Raw genomic sequence first — 13,768 nt, forward strand, 5'->3', positions numbered from 1 at the left:
AGAATAAATATTCATCTTTTCTTATAATAATCCAAACTTTATCACCTTTCATAAAATGAATCAAGGGGAATTTATAAATTTTTTTCAAACAATTCCGTCGAACTTCTTTCTTTTTTTATGTAAAATAGAGGAAGGAAAATGGAGGGGTGTCTATGAAAAAGTATTTTATATACAATGAACATCTAGGAATTGAAGTACCGAACATACAAAAAAAATGGGAAGACATCTCTGAACAAGCGCAGCATTCTATTTTATTAAAATGGGAGCAAGTTCGCGGAAAAATACCTGATCGCATAAAGGAACTTGAGCACCATATTAACGCTAAACAACACCACTTAAATAACGAAGAAGACTTCGAAATTTCTTGCAAGCTAAATTCAGAAATTGCCGATCTTGCTTCAATTATTAACGATCTTTGGCTTTGGTATCGTCTAACCCAAAACGTATCTGAGGGAAAAGCACACCAATGAAAAAAGCATGCCCCTCAATTAATTCGGGTCATGCTTTTTTGTCGTAACACGATTTACAATATATTTCTTGTGCTGTTTTCGCCAAACACACATCAAACGGACCAACTAATATACTTCTTTCTTTTGGCAACTTTACAAAAGCAACTAGCTCTTCTTCATATTGAATCTTTTTCTGACATGAAACACATTTTAATTCTTTTCTTTTAAACATGTCTTTTAGCATATCTCCATTCTCCCCCTCATCTATCTATATTAATATACTCTCATAATAGTTAGAGCTTGTAAAAAAATGACACATTCCGAAACAAATTATTCATATACTATGTACAAAAGCAGGTCTCAAACTTATGCGAGCTTTCATTATTATCGCTTTAACTTTTTTAAGTATCATTAGCTGGGATGCATTTTTTAAAGATAAAAGTGATGAGAACAATACAATTGAATAAAAACCCTTCTTTTCTTACTTATTGGACAAACTTCTAAAAGTTGTCCAGTTCTACGAAATAACTTAGGCTTTTCTACAAAAATATTTAAACATAACATTTTTTGTAGATTCTCTCCGGTTATTGTCGGTTTCCATCCGCATGTATTTTTTGAAAGTATGATATAATAATATAAATCTTGAAGGAAGGGATTTTGATATCATGATCGCTCGAAGGAGCATGTGGCATCGTATTGACGAATCATACACGTAGCGTATTTTTCAGCTCAGATACTTTAGTCTAGCGAAAAAAATACGAGAGTGGGGAAATTATGATTGCCCGAAGGATAATTTGGCAAAAAAAAGACTCTTCTTACACATAGCGTTTTGTTTAGGACTTAATTGTTACTAGCTAAACAAAACAAAGAAGAGCAGGATTGCTAAATGAAGAATCCTACTCCCCGTTTTGTTTAGTCGCTTTAAGACTTAAACTAAAACGAAGGTAGGGAGAATTGATGGACGAGAGGATTATTCGTTATTTCTTCAGCGACATATAGCGTAGTTAGTTTTTTTCGTAAACTAACTGAAAGCTACATGTGAGCTCGTAGTTAGTTTACAACACCAAAAGGACTACTAACTACTGAAAGAAGGAATAACGATGAGGAACATCCAAAGTCGACAAATTATTAAAGAAGTTTTTATGGTTTTAATCGGTTCATTTATATTAGCAGCAGCGCTATATCACATTCACTTCCAAAACCACTTAACAGAAGGTGGCTTTGTAGGTATTGCACTATTTATCCAAAATTTTTATGATATTTCACCATCTATTTCAACTGTAGTAATGGATATCCCTATTATTTTACTATGTGCTTCATTTTTAGGTAGAAAAATGGTTGGCTATTCATTCTTAGGTTCACTTTCATTCGGAGTATTTTATTCCCTTATGGAAAATTATTCTCCTTTTACGGTAGATTTATCAAATAATTTATTTGTAGCTGCAGTAGTTGGCGGTGCGTTAGCTGGTATTGGACTCGGTTTTATATTGCGATTTGGCGGTGCAACCGGTGGAGACGATATTTTAACAATTATATTAAGTAAACGAACTCGGTTTACAATTGGGCAAATTTTCTTCGTCTTTGACGCGATTGTTCTTGCGCTTTCATTATATTATTTAAATTGGACAGAAATTGCTTTTACTATTCTTTCGATTGCCGTACAGGCAAAAACATTGGATTTAATTTACTATCCAAAAACAGAAAAGAAAGCAGCAAAGCAACCCGTTTCTATTCCAATATCCAAAAAACATGCGACAAACTAAAAAGCGAAAGGCTTCGGCCTCTCGCTTTTTTCATGCTCTCTTTTCTTTTTCTAATATGTAGCGTACTTGATAAAACTTATTTGCAAATTCAGTAACATTCCTCGTTAAGCGATAGTTCACTGTAGAGCCAATCGCCATTCCGAGTACAGGAATGCCTTGGAATACTTTACGACGAAGAGCATAAATCGAAAACGTCTTCAAAATTTGTTTTAACACAACCTCAGTAGAAGCTGGCTTTAATACTGCTTCGTCTCCTTCATAGAAGAATGAATCCTCTTGTTCGAGTTCTCTCAGTAAATTGTACCATGCATATTGCTGAAGTCTCGCCGGCAATAATGCTGCATGGAATACCTTTAACGCAAGCATCATTTCATACGGCTTGTTCACATCATGCCCAAATGATGTCGCAACAAGTTGGACAGCCTTCACATTTAACGCAATCATAACCGGAAAATCAGCCGTTAATAATAATAAACCACCAGCACCAGTTGCTCCGCCTTGTACGAATGAATATAGACGATGACGTGCTGTTTGCTGCTCTGCTATGTATGTTAATTGATCAATAGATAACGCCTTCAAATCTTCAAGTTGCTCAATTGATTCATCAAATAATCTCGATGTTCCTAAAATACGATTACGTGCATCTAGCTGTGATTGTGAACTTTGAATAAGCGCATGCAAATGAAAGAGCCATCCATCTGCTTTCGTAAAAAAGTCTTTTCGTTTTTTCTCAGGCAGTTTCGCAATTGTCGTATGCAACCACTTATCAAACATCTTTTGAAAATCGGTCGCTTCTTGCTCTACTAATTGCCCTTCCCACTCTTTTATATTGTCTAAAATGGCTTGTTCTCGCTTCGATCGCATCGTAACAACCACCTCGTTCGATTTTTTTCTATTGTAACATATTTCTGCTTCTTCTTTGCAAATATGCTTGTCTATCTTTATTCACATACCATTTTTTAGTGACATAAAATATTAGCAAAAAGGATGAAATGAATCACATGAATCTATCCAATATAAAAAAAGAATATAATGCAGTATTCAGCTTAGGACAAAACTGCTGGCCTGCTTGGGCTTTATATCAATTCGAATTATCACCATTTTTTGGTGTTATCGATTTTATGCTAAGCCCTTCATTAGAAAAAGTGAATTTATTATTACAAAATCGATTTGACCGTTTTTTACAGTTCGAAAACTTATCCTTCATCTCATTTTGGGATGATGATGCGAAATTAAGACTCCGTGACAACCTATATGAAATTGACTCCTGTCACGACTTTAAAACAGATGTAAACACACCAACATCCTGGCCTTCTTATACAGAAATTAAGTTAAACTATGAGCATCGAATTAATCGTTTTCTAACTACAATCGAAACGGCAGAATCCACATTGTTTATTCGAACGGGAGGAACATACGAAGAAGCACGTTCCTTGGAACAAATTTTATCTCAAATAGTTAAACATACATTCTCTGTCCTATTACTCATTCCTGAAGATGTACCAACTATCGCCCAAGAAGATTGGGGATTACAAAATATTTGTGTTATAAAATGCCCAGTGATGGATATATACCAGTACAATGAAGCATTTTGGAATGACTTATTTAATGGCATCACAATTCGGCCAAACGCTTAAATACACGTCACCTTTTATCACACCCTGCCTTATAATCATCCTTATACAAAATAAATAAGGAGTGATTATATATGTATCCACGTGCAAAAGCTTTTGGCATTGCTATACATCACGGTCGCCTTCTCGTACAAGAATATCATACAGGCGATGAAACATATTACCGACCTCTTGGCGGATCAATTGAACTTGGTGAAAAATCAGCACATACTGTTATTCGCGAATTTCAAGAAGAGCTTCACACAGAAGTGGAAATCAACAATTATTTAGGCTGCTTAGAAAATATCTTTCATCTTGATGGAGAAATTGGTCATGAAATCATTCAGCTATATTCTTTACGCTTATTAGACACATCACTATATGAAATGGAAAAAATGAATATACAAGATGAGCAAACCGTATCGTATGCGAAATGGATTCCCATTACAGCTTTCATTCAGAAGGAAAAAGTACTATATCCAAATGGAATTTTAAACTATATCCAAAAGAAAAAAGACGAAATCCTATAGGATCTCGTCTTTTTTTCATATAGTATATTAACCAATATCTCCAAGACGTAATACGTCACGAGCAATCATAACTTCTTCGTCAGTTGGAATTACGATAATTTTTACTGGAGAGTGTGGGAAGCTGATGAATGCTTCTTCACCGAATACGTTATTACGTTTTACGTCGAAGTATACGCCCATGTACTCAAGGCCTTCTAATACGCGCTCACGAATAATCGCACTGTTTTCACCTACACCAGCTGTGAAGATGATTGCGTCTACACCTTTCATACGAGCAGTGTAAGAACCGATGTATTTGTGGATACGGCTTACGAATACATCAAGTGCTACTTTCGCACGGTGGTCGCCTTCTTCTTCTTTCGCAATGATGTCACGTAGGTCACTAGAGTAACCAGTAAGACCTAACATACCACTCTTCTTGTTTAATACGTTAACTACTTCTTCTACTGTTTGGCCTGTTTTTTCCATGATGTATGGAATTAACGCAGGGTCAAGGTTACCAGAACGTGTACCCATTGTTACACCAGCAAGTGGAGTGAAGCCCATAGAAGTATCGATAGACTTACCGCCTTCTACTGCTGCGATACTTGCACCGTTACCTAAGTGACAAGAAAGTAGGCTTAAGCTTTCAATTGGACGACCTAATAATTCAGCCGCACGCTCAGTTACATATTTATGAGAAGTTCCGTGGAAACCGTATTTACGGATGCCAAATTTCTCATAGTACTCATATGGTAAGCTGTATAGGAATGCAGATTCCGGCATTGTTTGGTGGAATGCTGTATCGAATACTGCTACTGCTGGTACGTTTGGTAGTACTTCTTGGAATGCTTTAATACCAACAAGGTTTGCTGGGTTGTGAAGTGGTGCTAAATCGCTTAATTCTTCGATATCAGCTAATACTTCAGCATCAATTAAAACAGAATCAGCAAATTTTTCGCCTCCGTGTACAACACGGTGACCGATACCGCCAATCTCATCAAGAGATTTTACGATTCCGTTTTCAGTTAATTTCTTAAGAAGCATGTTAACTGCTACTGCATGATCTGGGATGTTTGTAATTTCTTTTTGTTTTTCGCCATTTACAGTAATTGTGAAGATACTATCTTCTAAACCGATACGTTCTACTAAACCTTTTGTTAATACTGTTTCACTTGGCATTTCAAATAATTGGAACTTTAACGAAGAGCTTCCTGCGTTAATCGCGATGATTTTTGACATCTAGTCTTTCGCCCCTTTTTCTCTTGGTAGTTGTGTGGATCATTCCACAAACCGCTCGATTTTATCTAATTAAATTCACTCAATATGAAAACGTTTCATCATTAGTAAATTTTATACTCACGATTTTAATTTAAACATCGTCCGACATATATTTCAAGTGAAAAAATTGTAACACCAAGAAAAAAAATATATTACAGATTTCAAAAAAATTCAGTTAAATCTTGTATATATTAAAAAACATTACATATCCTATAAAACTGTACTACATTAATTACTAACCCTGTTACATATATATCGTATTATTTATGTGTTGCAAACCAAGTATTCAATTGATCCATAATGTTCTCCATAGCCTTCATGTTAGAGAATTTAGGTAATTCCACTAGTAGTGCCTGTTTCGGCATTGTTACACCTTGGCCTTTCTTTTGGAGAACAAATATACTTTTTGCATTTTTCTCGTTTTTAAACATGGAAACAGGAAGCTGTAATAATCCTTGAATAAAACATGTCTCTTTAATGAATGCATGTAGCTTTGGCGCTTGATCACTTTCAAAAATGAAGTTTGGTACTAAGAAAAATAAATACCCGCCTTCTTTCGTATGTTTCACACTTTGTTCAATAAATAAGTGATGTGCATATGACATTCCTTCATTTGCTTTTAATGTATATTCACTTGCAACAATTTCATTTGGATAATAACCAATTGGTAAATCTGAAACGACTGCATCAACTGGATCAATATAAAGTGGTGCTAGTCCATCTTGGTGGAAGAATTCGATTGCATGCTTTTGTAAATTTGCATTTACTAAAGCAAGTTTAATTAACACCTCATCCACTTCTACACCAAATCCACTCATTGTTAGTTCTTCTTTGGCGCTATTAAACAATGTAGTCATTAAATTACCAGTTCCAATTGCAGGGTCTAAAACAGTAATTTCTTTTTGACCTTGCATAAACTTATGGAATAAGTAGCTCATGAACATTCCAACTGCATCTGGCGTCATTTCGTGATTCGCTTGTACGCCCTCTTTCATTCCTTTTAAAATGGCTAGCTGAAATGCTTTACGAATTTCTTCCCCTTTATATGTTTCTTCATTAAACGTACTATATTCACGATTCAACCGTTCAATTGTTGATTCGGATAATTCCTCTTGTAAAATCGCTCCTTCAAACAAGTTATCACCTGTTTCTACAAGCGCCTCTAAATATGTTACATCTAATTCTTTACGTAAAACTACCGTAGAAGAATCAAAAATAGAAAATAATGTTTCTACTGCCTGACTCACGTACATTCCTCCTTCTCTCTTTTACACATAACTTATATCATACCATAATCTAAATTTTTCCCAAAAGAAAAAGCGACCTCTTGCAAAGAGCTCCCCTTCAAGTTGTTTATGATGTAACGTCTTTTCTCATATATTGGTTCAGTTAACAATACATGAGAAAAGACGACCTCTTCTAAAGTAAAACTTTAATGAGAGGTCGTCTTCATTTACATTACTTCGCAGATTTAGCTGCTTCTAATGCTGCTTCATAGTTTGGATGGCTTGTACCTTCGCCAACGTATTCTGCGTAAACTACTTTGTCATTGCTATCTACTACGAATACTGCACGAGCAAGTAAACGAAGTTCTTTCATTACTAAGCCGTAAGCTTCACCGAATGAAAGGTCACGGTGATCAGAAAGTGTTACAACATTTTCTAAACCGTTTGCTGCACACCAGCGTTTTTGAGCGAATGGTAAATCAGCGCTAATTGTTAATACTTTCGCGTTTTCAATACCTGCTGCATCTTGGTTAAAACGACGTGTTTGTGCATCACACACACCTGTGTCGATTGAAGGTACAACACTAATTAATTTTACTTCGCCTTTGTATGTTTCTAAACTTACTGGAGATAAGTCATTTGCTAATACTTGGAATTTTGGCGCTTGATCGCCAACTTTAACTTCTGTTCCAACTAAAGTCATTGGGTTACCTTTAAAAGTTACGTTTGCCACTTAAAAATCCTCCCTTATTTTAAACAAAATATGTACAATGTAAATGATAGTTTGTCCCTATCGATAATGCAAATAAAATCGCTTTATTTACAAAAAAATTAAAGAAGCTAATCCACTGATCAGCTTCTTTATTCGTTAAATTTGAAATTCAGGATCATCTTCTTTTCGTTTATCCATCATTTCTTTCACTTTATCAACAGCTTGTGGCGCTAATTCAATTATTTTATCGATGACGTGTGTTTGCTTATCTAAGTGTAATACTTTCACACCTTCTCCATTTATAACAAGAAAGGCAACAGGATTAATAGAAACTCCTCCACCACTTCCCCCGCCAAATGGATGACGGCCTGAATGTTCTACTTTACCAAATTCACTTCCACCAGCAGCAAATCCAAAACTGACTTTCGAAACTGTAAGAATTACACTTCCATCTGCCGCTTTAATTGGGTCACCAACAATTGTATTTACATCAGTCATTTGTTTTAAATGCTGCATTGCAGTTGTCATTAAACCTTGAATTGGATGGTCCACTTTATATCCCCCCTATGATTGAACTGATTTTTCGTTCGTACCAGATCTTTGTCTTCTCATAAACGTGAGTAATTTGATACCCGTTTTTATAGCACGAAATATACGAAAAGATGCTGTTAACTCACACCTTGATGCAAATCCTTTCCCTTGAAAAACAGGGGTAATTTCAAATTCTGGTACGTCGACAATATGCATATATTGTCCTACAACTCCAGCAGCCATTCCTTTTGTCCCCCATGCATACCCAGTGACAATTCCAGTACTAGCCGCATCGCCTGCTCCAATTTGTGAATGCCACTTCCAACTATTGATTTTCACTCGTTTGAGAAAATCTTTAACAATAGTATGAACTTCTTGAAGCTTTTTTATCAGTTCTCCAATGCTATCAAGTTGTGCCATAATTTTATTATCTATTCCGCCATCTTTCTCAGCTTTTTCGATTTTCTGCCCCGTTTTTTTCTGTTGTTTTTCAATTCTTTCCAATACATCAAACGTATATCGAATCATCCATATTTTCACTTGAAATAAACATTGTTTTTCCATTTCTGAATATAAAAACGTCACCTTAAGCGATATTTTCGATAATAGTATAAGCAAAATAAAAAGTAGAAGAATTATCATTCCAATTACAAGCCATTTCATTCTTACCATCCTTTCACTCCATACCCATTATCGACAAGTTTATTCATCATTAAACAACCTTTTATAAAATTGAATATAAAAATTTTTCTAAAAATAAAAAGGGATTTTGACATTTTATATCGAAATATACTATTTGAGCATATTATTCAGAATACATTTTGATGATATGCAGCACTAAGACTAGAAAATTTAACTGCAGTGGAGGGATACATAATGGCAAATCGTCGCAATTTATTTTTCTTTTATGGTGATGACAAAGTAACGCTCGTTGAAAAAATGAAACCAGTATATCGTATTTTAGAGGAGAATGGATTTACCATATTAGATCATCCAAAAAATGCAAACGCTATCGTCAGCGTTGGAGATGATGGAACTTTCTTACAAGCCGTTCGTAAAACTGGCTTTAGAGAAGATTGCTTATACGCAGGTATTTCTACGAAGGATGAAATTTCTTTCTACTGCGATTTCCACATCGATCACGTTGATACAGCCCTTCAAGAAATTACAAAAAACGAAATTGAAGTGCGAAAATATCCAACAATTAAAGTAGATGTAGATCATGGTACATCTTTCCATTGTTTAAATGAATTTTCATTACGCTCTAGCATCATTAAAACATTTGTCGTAGATGTACACGTCGATAATTTACATTTTGAAACATTTAGAGGTGATGGATTAGTTATCTCCACACCAACAGGCAGTACCGCTTACAATAAATCATTACATGGTGCAGTTGTCGATCCACTTATCCCATGTTTCCAAGTAAGCGAACTAGCATCTTTAAATAACAACACATACCGTACACTCGGGTCACCGTTCCTTTTAAATCACGAGCGTACGTTAACTTTAACACTTAAACCAGATGGAAATGATTATCCTGTTATCGGAATGGATAACGAAGCACTTAGCATTAAACAAGTGGAAAAAGCCGTTGTTCGTTTAAGCGATAAACAAATTAAAACTGTTAAATTAAAAAACAACTCTTTCTGGGAAAAAGTACAGAGAACGTTTTTATAGTAATCAAAAAACCCTCGAATTATGGGATTTCCATAATTCGAGGGTTTTTTATTTATCAAATGCAACTTGACGCTGTTTCACAAAACATTTTGGAACAGGACAACAGTATATGAAATTATATCAACGATTTTACCCAAAATATCAATTTACCGACATCATCAACCTATCTAAAAAAAGGAAGCAGCACCAAAATGTATTTTCGGAGCCGCTCCCTCAAATTTTCACACGTCTTTTCTATAAACAATCTTCCCATCAATGACGGTCATTTCTGCCTGTACTTCTTTTATTTCTTCCGCCTCAATTTCAAAAATATTGCGGTCTAATATCGTAAAGTCTGCCTCATATCCTTTTGCGATTTTTCCTCGCTTCGCTTCTTTTCCGATTGCATAGGCACTTCCTGTTGTAAATAAAGAGACAGCCTCATACACCGTTAATCTTTCTTCTGGCATATAGCATACACCATCAATAAAACTTCTACGTGTAACAGCACTATATATACCTAAAAATGGATTCACTTGTTCAATTGGAGCATCAGATCCACCGTTGCAGTGTAATCCTGCATCTAGTAACGTCTTCCAAGCGTACGCGTAACGAAGACGATGTTCTCCTAGTTTTTCAATCACTGATGGAAAATCCGATGAAACAAAGACTGGTTGAATATCAATAATAGCTGGCAATTGTTTCATTCTTTCAATCAACTCTTCACGAGCTAGCTGACAATGAATAATACGGTCACGTAATCCTTCTGCTGGTGGATGTAATTCAAGCGCATCAATGACATATTCAAGCGATAAATCACCAATTGTATGAATCGCAACTGGCATATGTAAATCTCGTGCTTTTTTCACTAAACCTGCAAGCTCTTCACGTGAGAAAATGGCAACTCCATTTGTTTCCTTCGCATCTTCATACGGTTCACTTAATAAAGCTGTTCTTCCGCCAAAAGAGCCGTCAGAAAAAATTTTCATCGCACCAAATTCAATATAGTGCTCATTTTCATATTCTTTTCGTTCATTCGCTACTTCATGGTGAACGAGTAAATGCGCTTTAAACCGCATTTCTTTTATAACGTGTGAAAACGCATTGTACGTTTTTTGAAAGCCGCCATAATAATTTAAGTCTTCCGTATGTCCGCCAACTAATCCGTATTGCCAGCAGTCTGAAATCGCTGTTTGCAGAGCACTTTGCAAATACACTCCATCTATTTCAGGCTGAGCATGTTTAATTAACTCTTGTCCTTGCTCATATAAAAGTCCTGTTAATTTATTTAATGAGTCACGACCAATTTTTCCGCCCTTTGGATCTTGCGTCGCTTCTGTTATGTTTGCTTCTTGCAATATGTATGAATTCACCCATGTCACGTGACGACAAACACGCTTTAATAAAATCGGATGTTCTTTAGAGATTTCATCTAAATCACGTACATGAACTTGTTTTGTATCTGTGAAATTATTTTCATTCCATCCTTCTCCGATAATCCAAGATCCTTTTGGCGCTTCTTCTACGCGCTTCTGAACAAGAGTAAGTACTTCGCTATAAGATTTGCAATTTGATAGATCTAGACGAAGCAACCTCTCCCCATGCCCAATAAGATGCATATGGCTATCAACAAGACCTGGAATCATCGTTTTCCCTTTTAAGTCATATAACTTCACTTCTGAATATCGGTTTTCTAACTCTTCTTTATTCCCCATATGAACAATGACGCCATTTTCAACGTAAATAGCTTCTACTTTTTCATTCTCTTCTCGCATAGTGTAAATGGTGCCGCCATACCAAATTTCTCCCATATACTCGTCCCCCTTTTCCTTTAGTCTACGAAATTAGAGCGTATAAAAAAAGCACCATTTCGATTAAAAATGGTGCTTTTCCAAAAATTAATTTTGTTCAGTAGGGTTCGTTGTAACTTGCCATTCAATGTTAAATTTATCTTTTACTTGTCCGTATGCTGGGCTCCAGAAAGTTTCTTGAAGTGACATAATAACTTCTCCACCTTCTTGTAACTTATCAAATACTTCTTTCGCTTTTTCTGCATTATTAATTTGAATTGCGATTGTTACTTGAGATCCGATTGCATGCCCTTGACCTGGGAATGTATCAGAAATCATAAGGTCCGTATTACCAACTTTTAAAGTAGCATGTAAAACGCGCTCTTTCGCTTCAGCTGGAATTGGGTATTCTGGATTTTCAGGCATGTCACCAAAAGTTTGCATTACTTCTACTTTTGCGTCTAACGCCTCTTTGTAAAACTGTACAGCTTCTTGCCCACTACCATCTAAAACTAAGTACGGATTAATACCTAAAATCATACGGACACCTCTTTTTTTAGTTTATAAAATCGAACTTGTGTTCGTTTTTATAATATCATACATTTAACATTTCATTCAACTATTTACTTCACTATTTTCAAAATTATTTTGAAGGCAGCTCCATCTCTTGTTTTCTAAGTTCAATACGGCGAATTTTTCCGGAAATCGTTTTTGGTAGTTCATCTACAAATTCAATTTTGCGAGGGTATTTATATGGTGCAGTCAATTCTTTGACATGTTGTTGGAGCACTGGAATTAATGTTTCTTCGTTCTTGTCTATATTCTCTCTTAATACGATAAATGCCTTCACGACACTTCCGCGAATTTCATCAGGGCTTGCGACAACCGCACATTCTCTTACATATGGATGTTTTACAAGTGCATCTTCGACTTCAAACGGTCCGATTGTATAACCAGAGCTAATAATAATATCATCACCGCGACCTTCAAACCAAAAATAGCCTTCTTCATCTTTTTTCGCTTTATCACCGGTAATATAATAATCACCGCGGAATTGCATCGCTGTGCGCTCATCGTCTTTATAATATTGTTTAAAGAGTGCTGGTGTTTCAATGTGAACTGCAATATCACCAACTTCTCCTACCTGTACAGGAGTTCCTTCTTCGTTTACGATATCAACATGATTTCCTGGCGTCGGTTTTCCCATTGATCCTGGTCTAATGTCCATCCCTTTCATTATTCCAACAAGTAGTGTATTTTCCGTTTGCCCATAGCCGTCTCTTACTGTAATATCGAAATGCCTTTGGAACGTTTCAATGACTTCCCTGTTTAACGGCTCACCTGCCGATACAGCGCTATGTAACGCTTCTAAATTGTACTCACTTAAATTTTCTACCTTTGCCATTAATCTATACTCAGTCGGTGTACAACAAAGTACATTCACCTTATTATCACCTAATAAATTTAAATACGTTTTTGGTTCAAATTTGCCGTTATATACAAATCCTGTTGCACCTGAACCGAGAGTCGCTACAAACGGGCTCCAAATCCACTTTTGCCAACCTGGACTAGCCGTTGCCCATACAACATCATTTCCTTCAATTCCGAGCCAGTTCGGAGCGCTTGTACGTAAATGAGCGTATGCCCATGCATGCGTATGAACAACTCCTTTTGGATTTCCTGTCGTCCCTGACGTATAAGATAAAAAGACCATATCTTCTTTATCTGTCTTCGCCATTTCTAACATGTCACTTTCTGTTTCTAATGCTGTTTTTAAATTTTTCCAACCATCTACTGAACGCTCGCTCAAAACGAATTTTTGAAGAGATTCCACCGCTTCTACGCCGTCGAATTGTCCAATATACGGTTCGTAACTTACAATTGCTTTCACTTCTCCGTGCCCAATACGGTACTCAATATCTTTTTTACGCAACATTTCTGAGCTTGGAATAACGACAAATCCTGCTTTAATCGCAGCAATATACGTCATGTAAGCTTCAATTAAGCGCGGCATCATAATAAGGAGCTTGTCCCCTTTTTGTAAGCCACTTTTTATAAAAGCGTTTCCAATTCTATTCGCACCTTGCATTAATTCAAAATATGTAATCTCTCGTCTATTCCCTTTATCATCTTGCCAAATTAAAGCAAGCTTCTCTTTATCACTCGTATATTTCTCTATTTCCGAAACTAAATTATAAGACGGCGGCGCTAACAATTCCTCTCTCTTCATATAAC

15 protein-coding genes are annotated in these 13,768 nt (G+C 35.9%); 5 read left to right on the top strand and 10 right to left on the bottom strand.

The window, feature by feature from the left end; all coding sequences use genetic code 11:
- The first annotated feature begins 152 nt into the window (after positions 1-152).
- Positions 153-470 carry a hypothetical protein gene (locus tag MKY70_RS24040; RefSeq protein ID WP_002015540.1) on the top strand — a complete coding sequence of 106 codons (318 nt, stop codon included), beginning with the start codon at positions 153-155 and terminating at the stop codon, positions 468-470.
- A gap of 28 nt (positions 471-498) precedes the next feature.
- Here the strand turns inward: MKY70_RS24040 and MKY70_RS24045 are convergent, their stop codons facing one another.
- The gene (locus MKY70_RS24045; protein ID WP_002067549.1) at positions 499-693 is read right to left on the bottom strand and encodes a hypothetical protein; all 195 of its coding nucleotides are present in this window, start codon (positions 691-693) and stop codon (positions 499-501) included.
- A gap of 856 nt (positions 694-1,549) precedes the next feature.
- Here MKY70_RS24045 and MKY70_RS24050 point away from each other — a divergent pair.
- Positions 1,550-2,212, top strand: coding sequence for a YitT family protein (locus MKY70_RS24050; RefSeq protein ID WP_002015542.1), 663 nt, complete (start codon positions 1,550-1,552; stop codon positions 2,210-2,212).
- Between the two features lie 30 nt (positions 2,213-2,242).
- On the opposite strand, the gene MKY70_RS24055 is transcribed toward MKY70_RS24050, so the two are convergent.
- The gene (locus tag MKY70_RS24055) at positions 2,243-3,076 is read right to left on the bottom strand and encodes an EcsC family protein (RefSeq protein WP_002129397.1); all 834 of its coding nucleotides are present in this window, start codon (positions 3,074-3,076) and stop codon (positions 2,243-2,245) included.
- A 137-nt stretch (positions 3,077-3,213) separates the two neighbouring features.
- Between MKY70_RS24055 and MKY70_RS24060 the strand changes: the two genes are divergently transcribed.
- Both MKY70_RS24060 and MKY70_RS24065 read left to right on the top strand, forming a co-directional pair.
- A complete protein-coding gene (locus MKY70_RS24060) occupies positions 3,214-3,849 on the top strand; it encodes a DUF1796 family putative cysteine peptidase (RefSeq protein WP_002129398.1) in 636 nt (211 codons plus the stop codon).
- Positions 3,850-3,920: 71 nt separating this feature from the next.
- Positions 3,921-4,355: an NUDIX hydrolase gene (locus MKY70_RS24065; RefSeq protein WP_088034030.1), complete on the top strand. Its 435-nt coding sequence runs from the start codon at positions 3,921-3,923 to the stop codon at positions 4,353-4,355.
- Between the two features lie 27 nt (positions 4,356-4,382).
- On the opposite strand, the gene ackA is transcribed toward MKY70_RS24065, so the two are convergent.
- The 5 genes from ackA to MKY70_RS24090 all read right to left on the bottom strand — a co-directional run bounded on the left by ackA (position 4,383) and on the right by MKY70_RS24090 (position 8,756).
- Positions 4,383-5,576 carry an acetate kinase gene (gene ackA, locus MKY70_RS24070; RefSeq protein WP_060752077.1) on the bottom strand — a complete coding sequence of 398 codons (1,194 nt, stop codon included), beginning with the start codon at positions 5,574-5,576 and terminating at the stop codon, positions 4,383-4,385.
- Between the two features lie 299 nt (positions 5,577-5,875).
- A complete protein-coding gene (locus MKY70_RS24075; RefSeq protein WP_002015548.1) occupies positions 5,876-6,862 on the bottom strand; it encodes a class I SAM-dependent methyltransferase in 987 nt (328 codons plus the stop codon).
- A 211-nt stretch (positions 6,863-7,073) separates the two neighbouring features.
- Positions 7,074-7,574, bottom strand: coding sequence for a thiol peroxidase (gene tpx, locus MKY70_RS24080; protein WP_107887372.1), 501 nt, complete (start codon positions 7,572-7,574; stop codon positions 7,074-7,076).
- Positions 7,575-7,709: 135 nt separating this feature from the next.
- Positions 7,710-8,105 (bottom strand): GerW family sporulation protein, encoded by a 396-nt coding sequence (gene ytfJ, locus MKY70_RS24085; protein WP_000350005.1) that lies wholly within the window; start codon positions 8,103-8,105, stop codon positions 7,710-7,712.
- Between the two features lie 12 nt (positions 8,106-8,117).
- On the bottom strand, positions 8,118-8,756 hold the full coding sequence (locus MKY70_RS24090) for a DUF2953 domain-containing protein (RefSeq protein ID WP_016106347.1): 639 nt from the start codon (positions 8,754-8,756) through the stop codon (positions 8,118-8,120).
- Positions 8,757-8,960: 204 nt separating this feature from the next.
- Here MKY70_RS24090 and MKY70_RS24095 point away from each other — a divergent pair, with 204 nt between their 5' ends.
- On the top strand, positions 8,961-9,764 hold the full coding sequence (locus MKY70_RS24095) for an NAD kinase (RefSeq protein WP_016120893.1): 804 nt from the start codon (positions 8,961-8,963) through the stop codon (positions 9,762-9,764).
- Between the two features lie 221 nt (positions 9,765-9,985).
- On the opposite strand, the gene MKY70_RS24100 is transcribed toward MKY70_RS24095, so the two are convergent.
- The 3 genes from MKY70_RS24100 to mbcS all read right to left on the bottom strand — a co-directional run bounded on the left by MKY70_RS24100 (position 9,986) and on the right by mbcS (position 13,763).
- On the bottom strand, positions 9,986-11,554 hold the full coding sequence (locus MKY70_RS24100; protein WP_088034028.1) for an amidohydrolase: 1,569 nt from the start codon (positions 11,552-11,554) through the stop codon (positions 9,986-9,988).
- Positions 11,555-11,641: 87 nt separating this feature from the next.
- A complete protein-coding gene (locus tag MKY70_RS24105) occupies positions 11,642-12,073 on the bottom strand; it encodes a VOC family protein (protein WP_341025880.1) in 432 nt (143 codons plus the stop codon).
- Between the two features lie 103 nt (positions 12,074-12,176).
- A complete protein-coding gene (gene mbcS, locus MKY70_RS24110; RefSeq protein ID WP_002034333.1) occupies positions 12,177-13,763 on the bottom strand; it encodes an acyl-CoA synthetase MbcS in 1,587 nt (528 codons plus the stop codon).
- Positions 13,764-13,768: the final 5 nt, after the last annotated feature.

Source organism: Bacillus sp. FSL R9-9492, assembly GCF_038007365.1.
GTDB classification, from domain to species: domain Bacteria; phylum Bacillota; class Bacilli; order Bacillales; family Bacillaceae_G; genus Bacillus_A; species Bacillus_A mycoides.

What these genes read in the sequence shown, in the direction of transcription:
- MKY70_RS24040 (WP_002015540.1), top strand. Translation starts at nt 153, where the DNA reads ATGAAAAAGTATTTTATATACAATGAACATCTAGGAATTGAAGTACCG.
- MKY70_RS24045 (WP_002067549.1), bottom strand. Translation starts at nt 693, where the DNA reads ATGCTAAAAGACATGTTTAAAAGAAAAGAATTAAAATGTGTTTCATGT.
- MKY70_RS24050 (WP_002015542.1), top strand. Translation starts at nt 1,550, where the DNA reads ATGAGGAACATCCAAAGTCGACAAATTATTAAAGAAGTTTTTATGGTT.
- MKY70_RS24055 (WP_002129397.1), bottom strand. Translation starts at nt 3,076, where the DNA reads ATGCGATCGAAGCGAGAACAAGCCATTTTAGACAATATAAAAGAGTGG.
- MKY70_RS24060 (WP_002129398.1), top strand. Translation starts at nt 3,214, where the DNA reads ATGAATCTATCCAATATAAAAAAAGAATATAATGCAGTATTCAGCTTA.
- MKY70_RS24065 (WP_088034030.1), top strand. Translation starts at nt 3,921, where the DNA reads ATGTATCCACGTGCAAAAGCTTTTGGCATTGCTATACATCACGGTCGC.
- ackA (WP_060752077.1), bottom strand. Translation starts at nt 5,576, where the DNA reads ATGTCAAAAATCATCGCGATTAACGCAGGAAGCTCTTCGTTAAAGTTC.
- MKY70_RS24090 (WP_016106347.1), bottom strand. Translation starts at nt 8,756, where the DNA reads ATGGTAAGAATGAAATGGCTTGTAATTGGAATGATAATTCTTCTACTT.
- MKY70_RS24095 (WP_016120893.1), top strand. Translation starts at nt 8,961, where the DNA reads ATGGCAAATCGTCGCAATTTATTTTTCTTTTATGGTGATGACAAAGTA.
- MKY70_RS24100 (WP_088034028.1), bottom strand. Translation starts at nt 11,554, where the DNA reads ATGGGAGAAATTTGGTATGGCGGCACCATTTACACTATGCGAGAAGAG.
- MKY70_RS24105 (WP_341025880.1), bottom strand. Translation starts at nt 12,073, where the DNA reads ATGATTTTAGGTATTAATCCGTACTTAGTTTTAGATGGTAGTGGGCAA.
- mbcS (WP_002034333.1), bottom strand. Translation starts at nt 13,763, where the DNA reads ATGAAGAGAGAGGAATTGTTAGCGCCGCCGTCTTATAATTTAGTTTCG.